16 protein-coding genes are annotated in these 15,915 nt (G+C 72.0%); 7 read left to right on the top strand and 9 right to left on the bottom strand.

The window, feature by feature from the left end:
* The 4 genes from ABD211_RS31395 to ABD211_RS31380 all read left to right on the top strand — a co-directional run.
* On the top strand, nt 1-1,172 hold a 1,172-nt coding region (locus ABD211_RS31395), incomplete at its 5' end, for a type II secretion system F family protein (protein ID WP_344139771.1).
* Nucleotides 1,173-1,634, top strand: coding sequence for a type IV pilus modification PilV family protein (locus ABD211_RS31390; protein ID WP_344139768.1), 462 nt, complete (start codon nt 1,173-1,175; stop codon nt 1,632-1,634). It abuts the gene before it with no gap.
* Nucleotides 1,628-2,278, top strand: coding sequence for a prepilin-type N-terminal cleavage/methylation domain-containing protein (locus ABD211_RS31385; protein WP_344139764.1), 651 nt, complete (start codon nt 1,628-1,630; stop codon nt 2,276-2,278). The genes ABD211_RS31390 and ABD211_RS31385 overlap by 7 nt, the downstream gene beginning before the upstream one ends.
* Nucleotides 2,275-3,846, top strand: a complete 1,572-nt coding sequence (locus tag ABD211_RS31380; protein ID WP_344139761.1) for a hypothetical protein — start codon at nt 2,275-2,277, stop codon at nt 3,844-3,846. The genes ABD211_RS31385 and ABD211_RS31380 overlap by 4 nt, the downstream gene beginning before the upstream one ends.
* Before the next feature lie 49 nt (nt 3,847-3,895).
* On the opposite strand, the gene ABD211_RS31375 is transcribed toward ABD211_RS31380, so the two are convergent.
* From ABD211_RS31375 to ABD211_RS31345, 7 genes are all read right to left on the bottom strand, one after another.
* Nucleotides 3,896-6,409, bottom strand: a complete 2,514-nt coding sequence (locus tag ABD211_RS31375) for a cation-translocating P-type ATPase (RefSeq protein WP_344139758.1) — start codon at nt 6,407-6,409, stop codon at nt 3,896-3,898.
* Between the two features lie 70 nt (nt 6,410-6,479).
* Nucleotides 6,480-7,196: an FAD:protein FMN transferase gene (locus ABD211_RS31370; protein ID WP_344139777.1), complete on the bottom strand. Its 717-nt coding sequence runs from the start codon at nt 7,194-7,196 to the stop codon at nt 6,480-6,482.
* Nucleotides 7,197-7,231: 35 nt separating this feature from the next.
* The gene (locus tag ABD211_RS31365; protein ID WP_344139755.1) at nt 7,232-7,702 is read right to left on the bottom strand and encodes an FMN-binding protein; all 471 of its coding nucleotides are present in this window, start codon (nt 7,700-7,702) and stop codon (nt 7,232-7,234) included.
* Nucleotides 7,703-7,724: 22 nt separating this feature from the next.
* Nucleotides 7,725-9,140 (bottom strand): ferredoxin reductase family protein, encoded by a 1,416-nt coding sequence (locus ABD211_RS31360; RefSeq protein WP_344139752.1) that lies wholly within the window; start codon nt 9,138-9,140, stop codon nt 7,725-7,727.
* 107 nt (nt 9,141-9,247) lie between these two features.
* The gene (locus ABD211_RS31355) at nt 9,248-9,886 is read right to left on the bottom strand and encodes a response regulator (RefSeq protein WP_344139749.1); all 639 of its coding nucleotides are present in this window, start codon (nt 9,884-9,886) and stop codon (nt 9,248-9,250) included.
* A 160-nt stretch (nt 9,887-10,046) separates the two neighbouring features.
* Entirely contained in the window at nt 10,047-10,685 is a 639-nt protein-coding gene (locus ABD211_RS31350; protein ID WP_344139746.1) for a hypothetical protein, read from the bottom strand.
* Between the two features lie 136 nt (nt 10,686-10,821).
* Nucleotides 10,822-11,010 (bottom strand): hypothetical protein, encoded by a 189-nt coding sequence (locus ABD211_RS31345; RefSeq protein WP_344139743.1) that lies wholly within the window; start codon nt 11,008-11,010, stop codon nt 10,822-10,824.
* Nucleotides 11,011-11,123: 113 nt separating this feature from the next.
* Here ABD211_RS31345 and ABD211_RS31340 point away from each other — a divergent pair, with 113 nt between their 5' ends.
* Nucleotides 11,124-11,438, top strand: a complete 315-nt coding sequence (locus ABD211_RS31340; RefSeq protein WP_344139740.1) for a hypothetical protein — start codon at nt 11,124-11,126, stop codon at nt 11,436-11,438.
* 267 nt (nt 11,439-11,705) lie between these two features.
* On the opposite strand, the gene ABD211_RS31335 is transcribed toward ABD211_RS31340, so the two are convergent.
* Nucleotides 11,706-13,067, bottom strand: coding sequence for an FAD/NAD(P)-binding protein (locus tag ABD211_RS31335; protein WP_344139737.1), 1,362 nt, complete (start codon nt 13,065-13,067; stop codon nt 11,706-11,708).
* Nucleotides 13,068-13,201: 134 nt separating this feature from the next.
* On the opposite strand from ABD211_RS31335, the gene ABD211_RS31330 reads away from it, so the two are divergent.
* Nucleotides 13,202-13,687 (top strand): NADPH-dependent FMN reductase, encoded by a 486-nt coding sequence (locus ABD211_RS31330; protein WP_344139734.1) that lies wholly within the window; start codon nt 13,202-13,204, stop codon nt 13,685-13,687.
* Here ABD211_RS31330 and ABD211_RS31325 read toward each other — a convergent pair.
* A complete protein-coding gene (locus tag ABD211_RS31325) occupies nt 13,654-14,064 on the bottom strand; it encodes a VOC family protein (protein WP_344139731.1) in 411 nt (136 codons plus the stop codon). The genes ABD211_RS31330 and ABD211_RS31325 overlap by 34 nt on opposite strands.
* A gap of 87 nt (nt 14,065-14,151) precedes the next feature.
* Here ABD211_RS31325 and ABD211_RS31320 point away from each other — a divergent pair, with 87 nt between their 5' ends.
* The gene (locus ABD211_RS31320; protein ID WP_344139728.1) at nt 14,152-15,906 is read left to right on the top strand and encodes a DinB family protein; all 1,755 of its coding nucleotides are present in this window, start codon (nt 14,152-14,154) and stop codon (nt 15,904-15,906) included.
* Nucleotides 15,907-15,915 lie beyond the last annotated feature (9 nt).

Below are 15,915 nucleotides of genomic sequence, written 5' to 3'. Positions count from 1 at the left end.
CACCCGGCGATCCGCTGCTGCTCCAGCCGCCGGCCGCGCCGACGTCGCGGCTCGCGACCGCGGCGGCGGCCGCGTCGGCGCCGCCGCCGGCCAAGGAGAAGAAGAGCTTTCTCCAGATGGAGATCACGCCAAAGCGGGTCAAGCGCGAGGAGGTCATGCACCTCTCCCGCCAGCTCGGCGCGTTCATCCGCGCGGGCCTGCCGCTCATCGAGGCCGTGCGGACCCTCGGTGAGGAGGCCGGCAACCCGACGCTGCGCAAGCTCATGGCCGACGTGGAGGGGGGCCTGCGCCACGGGGAGACGCTGTCGGACTGCTTCGACCGCTACCCGAAGGTGTTCCCCGAGTTCTACCGCGGCATCCTGCGCTCAGCGGAGCTGACCGGCCAGCTCGACACCGTGCTCGACCAGCTTGCGAAGTACCTGGAACGCGACATGGAAGCCCGGCGGCGGATCAAGGCGGCGGCCATCTACCCGTCGATGATCGCGGGAATGTCGCTGGTTACCGTCGTCGTACTGTCGGTGTTCACGCTGCCGCAGTTCAAGGAGTTCTTCGCCAGCCTCGACGCGGAGTTGCCGCTGTCCACGCGCATGCTGATGGGGCTCACCGATTTCCTCATCGACTGGTGGCCGGCAATGGGCGGCTCATTGGTGGCACTCGCATTGATCATCTTCCTGGCGTTGCGCACCGAGGGCGGCCGGCTGCTGCGCGACCGCATCCTGCTACGTACACCGGTCATCGGCGATGCGGTGCGGACGGCGCTGGTGGAGCGGTTCTGCCGGGTCATGTCCTCCATGGCCGGGGCTGGTGTGGCGCTGCCCGAGGCGCTCCGCGTCGCGACGGCGTCCCTGCGCAACCGGGTCTTCATCCGCTCGCTCGGCCACGTGCAGGAAGCGATGCTGGAGGGCCAGGGCCTGGCCACGCCGCTGGCCCGGACCGGGTTGTTCCCCTCCACCGCGGCCCGCATGATCCGGGTCGGCGAGGACACCGGCACACTGGACGACCAGCTCGACGTCACCGCGCACTACTTCGAGAGCGAACTGGACTACAAGCTCAAGAAGGTCACCAGCCTGTTCGAGCCAACCGTCATCGTCGTCATGGGTGTCATCGTGGGCTTTGTAGCACTGGCGCTCGTCCAGGCCATGTACGGCATCTTCAACTCGGGGGCGTTGTAGATGAACGCCCCACGCCAGCGCGGTGACCGGGGTGAGACCCTGATCGAGCTGCTCGTCGCGATTACTCTCATGGCGACCGCGATCGCCGTCATCATGGGCGGCATCGCCACGAGCGTGCGGATCAGTGACCAGCACCGCAAGCAGGCCACGGCCGGCGCGTCCGTCCGCGACTTCGCCGAGGCGATCGAGAACCGGCTCGCCAGCTCCGCGACCGGCTACGTGGAGAGCTGCTCGGCGATGAAGGCCACGTACGAAGGCGTCTACACGGCGCCCGCCGGCTACGTCCGTTCCATCGACATGTCGGAGGGATGGAACGGCTCGACCGGGACCTTCGGCGCCTGCGTCGACAGCGGAACGCTGCGGCGAATCACCCTGTCCGTACGGAGCACGGACAACCGGGCCAAGGAAGAGCTGCAACTGGTCATCCGCAAGCCCTGCCGACCTACGGACACGCCATGCTGACCCGCTTTGCCCCACGGCGTGACGACCGCGGCTTCACCCTCACCGAACTGCTGGTGGCGATCGTGCTACTCGGCATTATCGTCGGGCCGCTCGCCAGCGGTCTGATCACCTTCATGCGCAATATCGACAAGACGACCGGGCGGCTGTCCGAGTCACACGACCTGCAGATCGCCGCGGCGTACTTCGCGCAGGACGTGGAGAGCCTCGGCGTACGCAAGTGGACGGACACGACGTTCCCGCTCCTGCAGTCCGTCGAGACGAACGCGCCGGCGTCCGGCGGAGTCTCTGGCCGGGCGTGCGGTGGCGCCGGAACACCCAACGCCGTCGTGCGCCTGGCCTGGGACGACCCCACCAGTGCATCGGTCACCCCACCGCCGATCGTCCGGGCGGCGTACATCGTGACGACAGTCGGCACGGAGAAGCAGCTGCGACGCATCGTCTGTGTCGGGGCGAGCACCACGCCGGTGTCGAACATCGTCCTGGTCCACAACCTCGTCGACGCGGGTCCGGCGGACTGTACGCCCGTGGCGTGTGCGAACTACCCCGACATCCCGCAGAAGATCACCCTTCGTCTGGTCATCAAGAACGAGGCCAGCACGGCCACCTACGAGCACATCCTCATCGGACAGAGGAGGCAGACATGACGCGCGTTTTCCGTGCCATCGCCGCGCGACGCGCCAGGCTCGCCGATGATTCCGGCGCGTCGCTCGTCCTCGCGCTGATCTTCATTACCGTGGTCGCGGTGGTCATGGGCGTGGTCCTGTCGTTCGCCGAGACCAACCTGCGGACAACCCGCGCGCTGCGCTCCCAGGCGGCCACGGCGTCGGCCGCCGACGGGGCGGCAAAGGCGGCCATCGACCGCATCACGGGCAACACCTACGACCTGCAGGACGGGAGCAACTGTTTCGGGTCGGGGTCCACGCTGACCCTGCCCAACTTCTACACCGATGCGGGTGTTGCCGGCTCGGCGATGGTGGAGTGCCAGTTGGACGGCACCAACAGCGATCTGGCCGACGTCAACTCACACAACCGTCCGGCGAACGCCCTCACCGTGCTCGGCAGGCCTGGAACGATCCCTGACAACGACGCGATCTACGCCAAAATCAACGGCACCAGCAGCACGATGAAGGTCAAGGGCGGAGTCGTCGCCAACGCCGACGTCAACATTTTCCACGGCACCCTGAACGCGATCGGCGGCACTCAGGCGCGCGGTACGTGCTCCGGCAACATCACCCCCACGGCCTGCACCAACCCGGGCGTGGACGCGGTTGCTCCGGTCTACAGCACGCCGCCCGCCCCGGTCGTCGACCGGACCGACGTCCCGACGTGTCAGACCAACCCGGCCAACCCCATCACGTTCGAACCGGGCCTCTACACGGACTGGGACAAGCTCAACAAGGCCATGTCCTGCAAGAACAAGTTGTACCACTTCAAGCCGGGCAACTATTTCTTCGACTTCGACGGCGTCTGGAAAATGGTCGACGGAAACGTCATCGGCGGCAAGATGACGGGCAACTACAAGAACAGCACCAACATCACCAACCTGGCGGGCGCGTGCGTGAGTCCGGTGCCGCCGGACGACACGACCCCGTGGACGCACCCCGATACCGATGACGGTGTGACGTTCGTCTTCGGCAGGAAGGCCCGCCTGCTGATCGAGAACGACGCGCAGGTGGCTCTCTGCGGCCGGTACCGGGAAGCCGCACCGCCGATCGTCATCCAGGGCCTCATGGAGAACCTCGGCTACACCATCACGAGTCCCGTTTCGAAGCAGCGCACCGGGACCATGCTGGGACGGCAGACCAACGCCACCAACTGCGTGGACAGCTTCACCTGCGCACTCATCACCACGGACAAGAACGCCAACGACTTCAAGGCCCACATCCTCGGCACGGTCTACGCGCCGCAGGACTGGGTGGACCTGAGCCTCAAGAAGGAGCTGGAGTTCTACTTCCATGCCGGCGTCATCGTCAACCGCTTCAGCGTGGACGGCACCGGCAACACACTCGCGCCGACCCCGATGTTCGCGATCCCGGAGAAGAGCCCCGCACCGAGTCGGACGGTCGTCTGGCTCAAGGTGTACCTGTGCCCCGGTTCAGGCACCTGCACAGCCGGCGCCGGGCAGAAGCGCCTACTGGTCAAGGTGAACATCACTGACTCGCGGACAAACGCGCGCGGCATCACGGTGCTCAACTGGAGCGTGCAGCGGTGAATCTTGGGGGCGATCACGGCCCATAGGAGGTGATCGCCCCCAAGGTCCGCTAGCGGCGGCGGAGCGCCGTGACAGCCGCGACCGCCAGGCCGGGGAGCAGCGACACGACGAGGCAGCCCGCGAGCTGCGCGACGGACAGCGGCTCGGTGCCCAGCAGCGTCCGCAGCGGCCCGAACGCCACGGCCGCCACCTGCAGGAACGCCGACAACGCGACGGCCGCGAACAGCGACGGATTGCCCGGCACACCGTGCCGCCGCGGCACCCGCACCGCGAGCGCGACGCCGAGCTGGGCCAACCCCAGCGTCACGAACGCCATGGACTGCCAGGGCGCCCCGGTCTCCCGCGCCCACACCGCGACCCCGAGCACCACCAGCGAGATCGCCGCGCCGGTCCACAGCACCACCGCCACCAGCCCTCGTCCCAGGACCGACTCCGACGGGGGCCGTGGCGGCCGACGCATGTTCCCCGGCTCGGCGGGCTCCGCGCCCAGCGCCACCCCGGGCAGGCCGTGCGTGAGCAGGTTGACCCACAGGATCTGCGCCGGTAGCAGCGGTACGGCCAGCCCGAACGCCGGCCCGACCAGCATCACGACGATCTCGGCGAGCCCGCCGGACAGCCCGTACCCCAGAAAGCGGCGGATGTTGTCGTAGATGCGCCGGCCCTCGTGCACGGCGGTGGCGACGGTGGCCAGGTTGTCGTCGGTGAGGACCAGGTCGGCGGCCTGCCGGGCGACCTCGGTGCCGCCCGCGCCCATGGCCACACCGATGTCGGCGCGGCGCAGCGCCGGGGCGTCGTTGACGCCGTCGCCGGTCATGGCCACGATGTGCCCGCGTTCCTGCAGCGCGGCGACGATGTCGAGCTTCTGCTCGGGCCGGACCCGCGCGAACACCCGCGCGTCGTCGACAGACCCGTCCCCGGAATCGAACGAGACGACCCCGTCGGTGGCGATGCCGACCTCGCCGGCGATGGCGGCCGCCGTGGCCGGGTGGTCCCCCGTGATGAGGACCAGGTGGATGCCCGCCGTGTCGAGCGCGGCGGTGGTCGACGCCGCCTCGGGCCGCACCGGGTCGCCGATGCCGACCAGCCCCAACGGCGCGAGGCCGGCGGCGCGCAGCCCGTCCTCGGCCGAGTCGACCGGCCCGCCCGCGACCGCGAGCACCCGCAGCCCACCGTCGGCCAGCGACCGGGCCGCCGCGGTGAGGGCGTCGCGCACCGCCGCCGGGCAGTCGGTGACAGATTCATCGAGTACGACCTCAGGGGCGCCCTTGCACGCGACGACGAGCCCGCCGTCGCGCCGGTGCACCGTGACCATGCGGCGGGTGAGCGCGTCGAACGGCTCCTCCGCCACACGGGGCGACCCTGCCCGCACCGCGGCGACATCGAGGCCACACCGCCCGGCGAAGGCGAGCAGCGCGCCCTCCACCGGGTCGCCGAGCGACGTCCACACCGGGCTGTCGGCCGAGGGCGGCGCGAGCTGCGCGTCGTTGCACAAAGCGACGGCCGTTGCCAGCTCCTCCAGCCCGGTGACCTGTGCGGACACCGAGCCCGTCGGGTCGTACCCCCGGCCCTGGATCTCGATCCCGTCGCCGGTGGGGGTCACCGCGCGGCGCACGCCCATGCGGCCCTCGGTGAGGGTGCCGGTCTTGTCGGTGGCCAGCAGCGTCACCGAGCCGAGCGTCTCGACGGCGTGCAGGCGGCGGGCGATCGCGTGGCCGCGCGCCATGCGCATCGCACCGAGGGCGAGCGCGAGGGTCACCACGGCCGGCAGCGACTCGGGCACGGCGGCGACGACGAGGCTGACCGCGGCGAGGGCCATCTCCCCCACGGGCTGGCCGTTGGCGATGCCGAGGACCATGACGAGGGCGGAGAGCGCGACGGCGACGAGGCCGAGCGTCCGGCCGAGCTGGGACAGCCGCCGCTGCAGCGGGGTGGGGCCGGGTCGGGTCGCGGCGACCAGGGCGGCGATGCTGCCCAGCGCGCTGTCGGCGCCGGTGCGGGTGACCCGGGTGAGCGCCCGGCCGGTGAGCACGACGGTGCCGGCCGACACGTCGTCGGGCACCGCCCGGACGACGGGCACGGACTCGCCGGTCAGGGCGGACTCGTCGAGGCTGAGCTGGCTCGCCTCCAGCAGCGCGGCGTCGGCCGGCACGATGTCGCCCTGGGCGAGCACGAGCAGGTCCCCGCGCACCACCTCGGCGGCGGACACGACCTGGTCGGCGCCGTCGCGGCGCACCCGGGCGGTCGGCGCGGCGAGCTGGTGCAGGGCGGTGATGGCGCGGTCGGCGCGGACCTCCTGGACGACGCCGATCGCGGTGTTCACGATGACGACGCCGAGGATGACGGCGGTGTCGGTCAGGTCGCCGAGCGCGACCGTGACGACGGCCGCGACGAGCAGCAGCGCAACGAGCGGGTCGGCGAGCTGGCGGGCGACGCGGCGCCAGATGCGAGGCGGCCTCGGTGGCGGCACCTCGTTGCGCCCGTCGCGGTCCAGCCGCCGCGCGGCCTCCGCTCGGGAAAGTCCGGACTGTGTCTCCTCGCGCGCCCGTACCGCCACAGCGTCCACGGTCTCAGAGTCACCGGCGCCGATGGGATCCGGCAGGGCCGACCGGCACTCCTCGGGGTGACGGACGGACTCAGGCGACGGCTGGCAGGCCGGCCGACCGGTACGTGCGGCCGTCGTCGGCGACCACGGCGAACTCGTGGTCGGGCAGCTCGGCGAGCCAGGCGACGCCGGCGCGGCCCATGGCCATGGCGGCCGTGGCGTACGCGTCGGCCACCCCAAGGTCCGGGCCGACGACGGTGACGGAGCGCAGCGCGGTCGCGCCCCGGCCGGTGAACGGGTCGACGACGTGCGGACCGCGCTCGTAGCTGCCGGACGTGGCCACGGCCGCGTCGGTCAGCTCCAGCACCCAGGACAGGCCGGACGCTTGCGAGGGGTGCCGGATGCCCACCCGCCAGGGGCGACCCGACGAGCTGCGACCGCGCAGACAGACGTCGCCGCCCGCGTTGAGGCAGTGGTTGCCGACGCCGCGAGCGGCGAGCTGCTCGGAGGCCACCCGCACCGACCAGCCCTTCACGTACCCCGACGGGTCGAACCGGCCGGTGGCGTACGCGTCGAAGTACCCGCCCGTCGTTTCCCACAGCCGGGCGCACTCGTCGAGCACGTGCCGCAGGTCGGCGCTGCGCCGCGCCTCGGGCAGCGCCCCGATGAGGCTCACCTCGCTGTCGTCGCGGTACGTGCTGAACCGCGCGTCGACCAGCCGCAGCCACGCGAACACCTCGTCGGTGGCGGCGGCCAGTTCGTCGGGCGGCAGCGGGTCGGCGATGTCCAGGCTGATGGCCGTACCCATGATCTGCTCGACCCGGCGCCAACCGACGCGGTCCGTCATGAGCGGAAGTTGGCCTTGTCGAGGGCCGCCTGCAGCGACCGGAGGTAGCCCTCGCTGGTGACGGTCGCCCCGCTCACCGTGTCGACGTCGGCGCTCTGCGCCTCGATGACCTTGTCGTGCAGGATCGGCAGGGCGTACCGGTTGATCTCCGCGTCGCGGGGGTTGCCGGCGGGCTGCTGCAGCACGACGACGTCTGTGATCTTCCCTGATTTGATCTTCACTTGGACCTGCACGGGTCCCCACCGGGTCTGCACGGCGGGTCCGTTGACGGTGACGCTCCTGGCGGTCGTCGACTTCCTGGTGGGCTGGGGTGAAGGTTCCCCGGAATCCACCACTCCCTCGGGCGCGGCGCCCGTCGCGATCACCGTGCCGCCGCCGCGCGGCGGGCCGGCCGTGCTCGTGCGGTAGCTGAACAGCAGCACGACCACCGCGACCGTGGCCATGAACGCCATCGTGATCCTGCGCATCAGCGGCCTCCCCGCCCCGACGTCACCACGCGAACTCCTCCGCCCTGATCCGCTGCGCGGGCACCCCGGCCGCGCGCAGCGCCCGCCGCGCGGCGGCCATCCACTCGCCCGGCCCGCACAGGTATGCCTCCGCGAATGCCACGTCCGGCACCAGCCGGCGCAGCACGACCGCGTCGTCGTCGCCCCGCCCGACCAGGTACGCCGGCAGGAACGACGGCCGGTTCGGGCGCGGCCCGGCGAGGTAGACCACCCGCAGGGGCCGGGCGGCGGCGATCGCCTCGAGCTCGCCGGCGAACACCGCCTCCCGAGGATCGCGCACCCGGTACAGCAGCACCACCGGGCGGCCCGCGATGTCCGGGTCATCCAGCAGCGCCCGCAACGGGGTGATCCCGATCCCGGCCGCGAACATGACCACGGGCCGGCGGCTCGGCGGCCCGGCGGTCGGCGCCCCGTACGGGCCCTCGACCAGGACGCGCGTGCCGGGCCGCAGCCGCGCCACGCGGCCACTGCCGTCGCCCGCGTCCTTGACCGTGATGCGCAGCTCCCCCGGCCGGGGTCCGGCCGACAGCGAGTAGGGATGGGCGCGCGACCAGCCCGGGCCGTCGAGGAAACGCCACTGCAGGAACTGCCCGGGCCGCACCGGCAACCGGTGCAGCCGGCGTCCGCGCAGGTAGACGGACACGACGCCGGGCGCCTCGGTCGTCACGCGCGCCACGACGAGCCGGTGCCGCAGCGTTCGCCACAACGGTAGGCCCGCCCGGAACACCACCACGGCGGCCAGCGCGGACAGGTAGAGCGTCCACCAGTAGACGCGGGCCCAACCGGTGGCGACGAAATCCTCGCCGGTCCAGAGCTGATGCGGCAGCGCGAGCGCGATGCCGAGGTAGGCGTACAGGTGGATGAGGTGCCACGACTCGTAGCGCAGCCGCCGCCGGGCCGCCCGCACGGACGTCACCACCACGGCGACGATGAGCCCGGCCGCCGCCGTGGCCAGAAGCATTCCGGGGTACGTCGTGACGAGGCGCCACGCCTGCGCGAGGACGCCGGTGCGCGTCGTCGCGGCGTACCCGAGGGTGATGAGCGCGATATGCGCGGTGAGCAGCCAGAACGACCAGAAGCCGAACAGCCGGTGCTTGCGGGCCAGCCGGTCCTGCCCGTACGCCCGCTCGATCCACGGGACGCGGGCCATGAGCAGGACCTGCAGCAGCATCAGGTCGGCCGACAGCAGCCCGGTGAGCCGGCCGAGCGCCGTGAGGCCGTGGTCGGCGGCGCCGAGGGCCTGCACCCCGCCGTGGCCGGTCCACAGCGCCAGGACGACGATGACGGTCGCGATCGCGGCGGCGCCCGCCGCGTCCCGCCACCACGGACCCGGTCGCCGCGTCGTCGCGCGGGCGACCGGCCGGGCTATCGGGGGTGCACCCTCCAGCGTGGCCGTCATGTCTGCAGGCTGACGCCGCTGTGTCGGAACTCGCTGGGAACCGACCGTGAATCCGCCTCCTGACACCCGCGCGGGCGACCCGTCGTCACCCGCCCGGGCCGACCGCCCTACCGGCGCTCGCCCAACAGGCGGGTGGCCAGCACGGCGGCCTGGGTGCGCCGCTCCAGGCCGAGCTTGGCGAGCAGGCTCGACACGTAGTTCTTGACGGTCTTCTCGGCGAGGAACATCTTGGCCGCGATCTCGCGGTTGGTGAGGCCCTCCGCCACGTACTGCAGGATGCGGCGCTCCTGCTCGGTGAGCGACTTGAGCTCCTGCGGCTCCTCGACGGGGTGGCGGATGCGCTCGAGCACGCGCTGGGTGACGGCCGGGTCGAGCAGCGACTGCCCGGCGGCCACCCGGCGCACCGCGTCGACGAGGTCGGTGCCCCGGATCTGCTTGAGCACGTAGCCCGACGCGCCGGCCATGATGGCGGCGAACAGGGCCTCATCGTCCTCGTACGACGTGAGGATCAGGCCACGGATGGAGGGGTCGACCGAGCGGATGTCGCGGCACACGTCGATGCCGTTGCCGTCCGGCAGGCGCGCGTCGAGGATCGCCACGTCGGGGCGCAGCGCGGGGGCCCGGTGGGCGGCCTCGACGGCCGAGCCCGACTCCCCGACCACCTCGATGTCGTCCTCGGCGTCGAGCAGCTCGTGCAGGCCGCGACGGACGACCTCATGGTCATCAAGAAGAAAGACTCGGATCACCCATACTTTGTACCCTGCCGAACCGCCAGACCCAACAGGGTCGAAGGTCCCGCCGGTACCTCAAGGCTTCCGCAAGCCCGGTTAGTGAGCCACGCCACACACAACACGGTGCCGGGCCGCTGTCGCGACCCGGCACCGTGCCCGGGGGATAGGGAGGGAGTCAGACTGTCGCGGCGACGTTCTCGGGTTCCGGGACCGCGAAGCCCTTGGTCTTCGGAGTGATCAGAGCGTGGATCAGGCCGGCGATGCCGAGCAGGAGCAGCAGTCCGGCGGCGCCGAAGGCGACCCACGCGGCCTGGGCGGCCTTGTCACCGAAGACGCTGAACCCGTACGAGGTGAGCAGCAGGCCGCGCAGGCTCTCGCCCTTGAAGAGGGTGTCGCGCTGGGCGGTCACGCCGTCGAGCTGCTTCTGCAGGTCGGCCAGGTTGGGGGCGTTGGCGGCCGTGGCCTCGGCGACCTGCGCCTTGAGCCCGCTCTGTACACCACCGAGGTCGGCGTAGGTCTTGCCGCCCGCGATGTTCTTGATGTGCAGACCGATGTACTCGTTGGCGTAGCACTCGGCCTGCTTGCCCGTGGTCAGCGCCTTGCCGGCGTACTCCACCAGGCAGGCGGCCTTCTTCTCCTCGTCGCTGAGCTTGTCCGCGGCGGTGAACTTGATGTGCTGCTCGCTGAGCTGGTCGGCGACGTAGGTCTTAGCGAAGTTCGCGTTGCTGTTCAGGACGATGCCCGCGATCAACAGCAGTCCGGCGAGTACCAGGCCGCCGGTGCCGAACAGGATGTCCAGGGTCCGACGCTTCATTTTCTCGATCTCCTTGAGGGGGCCGGCGGGTTTGCCAACACGGAAATCGTGCGCCCGCCACCCCCGCCCCGAGCAGGGCACAAGGCCCTGTCCGGGGCGGGACCACGGTCACCGCCCCGGCAGGACCCTGCGGTTCCTACTTCAGGTGCGTCGCGAGCGGAATGCCCTGGTTGCGAATCGCCGTCGCGACCACGGCCGCGATCTGGTTGGCGCCGACGGCCTCGACGTGGGTGTGGTCGTTGCAGAGGAACGCGCCGACCGCGCCCGTCGTGTAGTCGCCGTTGTTGGGGCACAGCTTCAGAGAGTTGTACAGGTTCACGCTCACGGTGCGCAGGTCGATGAGGTACGCCCCATTGGCGCTCGCCGCGTCGCGGGTCTCCGCGAGAAGCCCCGGTTGCCGACGGCCGTGCTGCCACTGCAGGTGATGGCCGCGACGGCGTGACGAAGATGGGCCTGGCGCCGCGCGCCCTGGCGGCCCTCGCCATGACCCCGAGCAGCTCCTTGAACCGGGCCGAGCCGACGTGCCGGGGGCCGTTCGCGTCGCCGTCGTTGATGCCGAACTGGACGATCAGGAAGTCGCCCGACTTCATCCCGTTGAGCATGGCCGGCCAGCGCGTCGAGTACGTCGTGGAGCTCAGCACGCACTCCCCCGCCGAGTTCTTCGTGCTCGTCACGTTGGGGTCGTACAGCCAGGTCTGGACGCTGCGCCCGCCCACAGCGCTGTTGTTCACCGTCACCCCGGTCCTGAAGTAATAGACGACGCTGCAGCCGGCCGCAGCCGCGGGGCGACGGCGACGGCGACGGCGACGGCGACCGCGAACCCTCCGGTGAGGACCGTCACGACGGCAATGACCATGATCGCCATTCGGCGTCGGGAGATGCACACGGGTACGGCTCCTCGCGAGGGGGAAGGAGGTAGCCGCCATCGTGACGCCTGTCGATACGCGACGCGAGCAGGTCCTATTCGCCAGCATGAATGTAATTTCCGCTCCGTCGAACCCGACGGGGCGGAGCGGAGCTTCAGGCGGCCAGCCGGTCGTACCCCACGCCGATCGGTCGGATGGACTCCGTGGCCACCGCGACGGTGCCGGCCAGGCGCTCGGCGAGCGCCCGGGCCTGGGCGCGGATCTCGGGCACGGCGGTGGTCTCCCACAGCCCGCCCCGTCGCAGCGGCCCGACCGTCCACAGTCGGTCGTGGGTACGGCCCGTCGTGTCGCGCAGCCGGCCGGCGGCGTCCGCGTCGAGGCCGAGCCCGTGCGGCCCGGGCCGCACGAGGCCGTCGGCCAGCAGGGTGGTGAGCAGCGGCCCGGCCGCCTCGGGCAGCCGGCACGAGCCGGTGCATACCACGACCGCGCCGTAGTCGGCGCGACGACCGTCCTCGAAGGTCACCGCGAGCGTGTCGCCGTCCGGCCCGACGCGGGTCGGCCGCCCGGCGGCGACGGTCAGCCGCCCCGCCGCGCGCAGCGCGTCGACCTTGTCGGCCACCACGGGCGCCATCCGGTGCCGGTGCACCTCCCAGTGCCGGGCCAGGTGCCGCAGGAACGTGTCCTGCTCCGCGGCGTCGAAGCCGGACCACAGCGCGTCGAGGTGCGGCCGCAGGCCGTCCACGACCGGCCGCCAGTCGCCGCGCCCGGTCGCCTCGCGCAGTTGGCGGACCAGGGGGCGCAGCCGGGTCTCGTAGCGCAGCGTGACGGGCGGGGCCGCCGGGCCGTGGGCGCGCGGCAGCAGCCCGTGCCGGGACACCGCCGTGACCGGGCCCAGGTGTCCCGCCTCGGCCAGGCTGAGGACGACGTCGACGGCGGTGAGGCCGGTGCCCAGCAGCAGGACCGGCGCGCCGCGCCCGACGGCGTCGAGCGCCCGGGGCACCCACGGGTCGGCGACGTAGCCGGGATGCGTGCGCGCCGCCCCGGTGACGGCCGCCGGGGTCCCGCCGCCGGAACCCCCCACAGCGAGCACGGCCCGGTCGGCCAGCAGGCGCCGGCCGTCGTCGAGCACCAGGGCGCACCCGTCGGCGCCCGTGCTGACGCGCGCGACCGGGGAGTCGAACAGTCGCAGCCGCCCGGGGTACGCGCACGCGGCGGCCTCGAGGCTCGCGTAGAGGTAACGGCCGAAGTGCCGGCGGGACACGAACGCGTCGGCGTCGGCCGCGATGCCCCGGCCGCGCAGCCAGGTCACGAAGTGCCCGGGGTCGTCGGGGTCGGCGCTCATCGCGCCCGCCCGGGAGTTGAGCAGGTGCCACGGCTTGGCCGCGCCGTACGCCACGCCGGCGCCGGGCGTGCCGGGCTCGATCAGCAGCACGTCGTCGTCGGTACATCGCAACACCTGCAGGACGACCAGCGCCCCCGAGCATCCGCCGCCGATCACCGCTGTCGTCCGCCGCATGGTCGCTCCCGTCACCGAAGGGCATTGCCTACTAAAACCATAGGCAATGTGGGTTAGGCTGGCCAGGCCTTGCGGCATCCTTCTTAATTCCCATAGGGTTAATATGGTATCGGCTTCATATCGAGGGAGAGTCCGTGAGCATCGTCGTGGTTTCCGGCAACCCGCGCGCCGGGTCGCGCACGTCCACGCTGGCCGGCGCCGTCGGCGACGCCATCGCCGAGCGGCTGGGCCTCGACGCCCCCACCACCATCGAGGTCGGCGCGCTCGGCGCGGGCCTGATGACGCCCGGCGACGAGCCGACCGCCGCCGCCGTGGCGGCGCTGCGCGGGGCGGAGGTCCTGGTGGTCGCGACGCCGACGTACAAGGGCAGCTACACCGGCGTGCTCAAGGTGCTGCTCGACCAGCTGCCCGCCAACGCCCTCGCCGGCAAGCGGGCCGTGCCGGTCGTGACGGCGGGCATCGCGCCGCAGGCGGAGGCGGCGGCCGCGCTGCTGGCCCAGCTCCTGGCCGAGCTCGGCGCCGACGTGGCGCCGGGCCTGCCGGTCGTGGAGGCCCGGCTGCCCGACGCCGCCGCCCTCGCCAAGGCCTACGCCGACGCGCTGGACAGCACGTCGAGGTAGTGCTGGTTGAACATCACGCCCAGCACGTTGCCGAACGGGTCGACCACCGACGCGGTCACGAAACCGGGACCGCGCTCGGTGGCCTTCTCGTGCACGGTCGCGCCGCGGGCGAGCAGCCGCCCGACGGTCGCGTCGACGTCGTCGACGTGCCAGTAGACGACCGCACCGCCGACGCGGTCCGTGCCGTGCGGGGCGAACCGGGCGTCGACGATGCCCAGCTCGTGCTGGTGGTCGCCGAGGCGGAACTCGACGTAGCGCGGCGGCCCGTCGACCGGCCGCGTGAAATAGGCGTCGACCCCCAGCAGCTCGGCGTACCAGCGCCGGGCCGCGTCCACGTCCTCGGCGAAGAAGCTGACGGTGGTGAGTCCGCGCAACATCGGGTTCTTCCTCTCGTTCGGTGACCTGACCAGCGTCGCGCCTAAAGTGCTCACCTTCTGAGTACTTTCTCGGGCAGTCTTACGGGCATGAGGGCTGACCGGCTCGTGGCCGTACTCCTGCTGATGCAGAACCGTGGGCGGGTGACCGCGGCCGACCTGGCGCGGGAGCTGGAGGTGTCCGTCGCGACGGCGCGACGTGACCTGGAGGCGCTGTCCGCCGCGGGCGTGCCGGTGTACCCGCAGCCGGGGCGGGGCGGCGGCTGGTCGCTCGTCGGTGGCGCGCGTACCGACCTCAGTGGGCTGTCGGCGACCGAGGCACGGGCGCTGTTCCTGCTGCTCGGCCCCGCCACGACGGACAGCGGCGCGGCCCGGTCGGCGCTGCGCAAGCTGGTCCGGGCGCTCCCGCAGACGTTCCGGGCCGACGCTGAGGCGGCGGCGGGCGCGACGATGGTCGACCCGACCCGTTGGGGCGACCGCGAGCGGGACCGGCCGGCGCTGGTCGACCGCCTGCAGGACGCCGTGGTGGCCCGCCGCCGGGTCCGGCTGACCTACGGTGGCCGCACCGGCGAGCGCACGGAGCGGCTGGTCGACCCGTGGGGGCTGGTCGACAAGGACGAGGTCTGGTACCTGGTCGCGGGCACCGACCGGGGGCAGCGCACCTTCCGGGTGGACCGGATCGTGGCGGCCGAGGCGACGGACGGGCGGTTCGACCGCCCGAACGAGTTCGCGCTCGACGAGGCGTGGCGGCGGGTGGTCGGCGAGGTCGAGGCGAAGCGTTCGACGACCTCAGCGACCGTCCTCATCGACACCCGGTTCGCGCCGATCCTGCGCGACCACTTCGGCCGGCACTGCCACCCGGACGGCAGGACGGACGACGGCCGGGCGCGGCTGCGCGTCTCGGCGCCCACGGCGCTGGACATCGCGCGCACGCTCGCCGGCTGGGGCTTCCTCGTCGAGGTCGTCGATCCGGACGCCGTCCGCGCCGAACTGGCCCACATCGGCGCCGAGCTGACCGCCCGTCACGCCGTCAACATGTCGGTGGAGGTCCGTAAGCTCCGGGCCGTGGCCGCACCCGAAGAGGAGAATCTCATGGCGACCTTCAGCCAGTCCGACGACCTGCGGAACGCGGAGTTCCGTGACGTGAACCTGAGGGGCGCGCGGTTCGTCGAGTGCGACCTGTCCGGCGTGGTGATGCGCGGGGTCGACATCGCGGGGTCGGACATCGACGCCCCGTGGCTCTCGGAGGACGGGAGCGTGCTGCGCGTCAACGGCGTCGACGTCGCACCGTTCGTCGATACCGAGCTCAACCGGCGCTTCCCCGGGCGCGCCGAGCGGCGGGCCGCGGATCCGGACGGCCTGCGCTCGGCCTGGGCCGCGCTCGAGCGCACCTGGGCGGCCACGCTCGATCGTGCGGCGGCGATGCCAGCCGGCACCGTCGACGTCACGGTCGACGGCGAGTGGTCGTTCGCGCAGACGCTGCGGCACCTGGTGCTGGCCACGGACATGTGGCTGGGCAGGGCGATCATGGAGCTGGAGCAGCCGTTCCATCCCCTCGGGCTGATGCACACCGGCAACGACGCCTTCGACATGTCGGTCTTCACCACCCACACCCCGACCTACGCCGAGGTGCTCGAGGCCCGGGCCGACCGCGTGTCCATGGTGCGCGACGTCCTGGCCAGGATCACCCCGGAGGATCTGGCCGCCGCGCGGAGAAACCCGCACAATCCGGAGCACCCGCAGACCGTCCGCTCGTGCCTGCACGTCATCCTCGAGGAGGAGTGGGAGCACCACCGGTTCGCCGTCCGCGACCTCGACGCCATCGAGGTGGGGCCGGGCGCCTGACTGGCCCAC

The sequence above is a fragment of the Luedemannella flava genome (assembly GCF_039528515.1).
GTDB classification, from domain to species: domain Bacteria; phylum Actinomycetota; class Actinomycetes; order Mycobacteriales; family Micromonosporaceae; genus Luedemannella; species Luedemannella flava.
The sequence above is the reverse complement of the archived record's forward strand: the minus strand, read 5'-3'. Positions and strand labels throughout refer to the sequence as shown.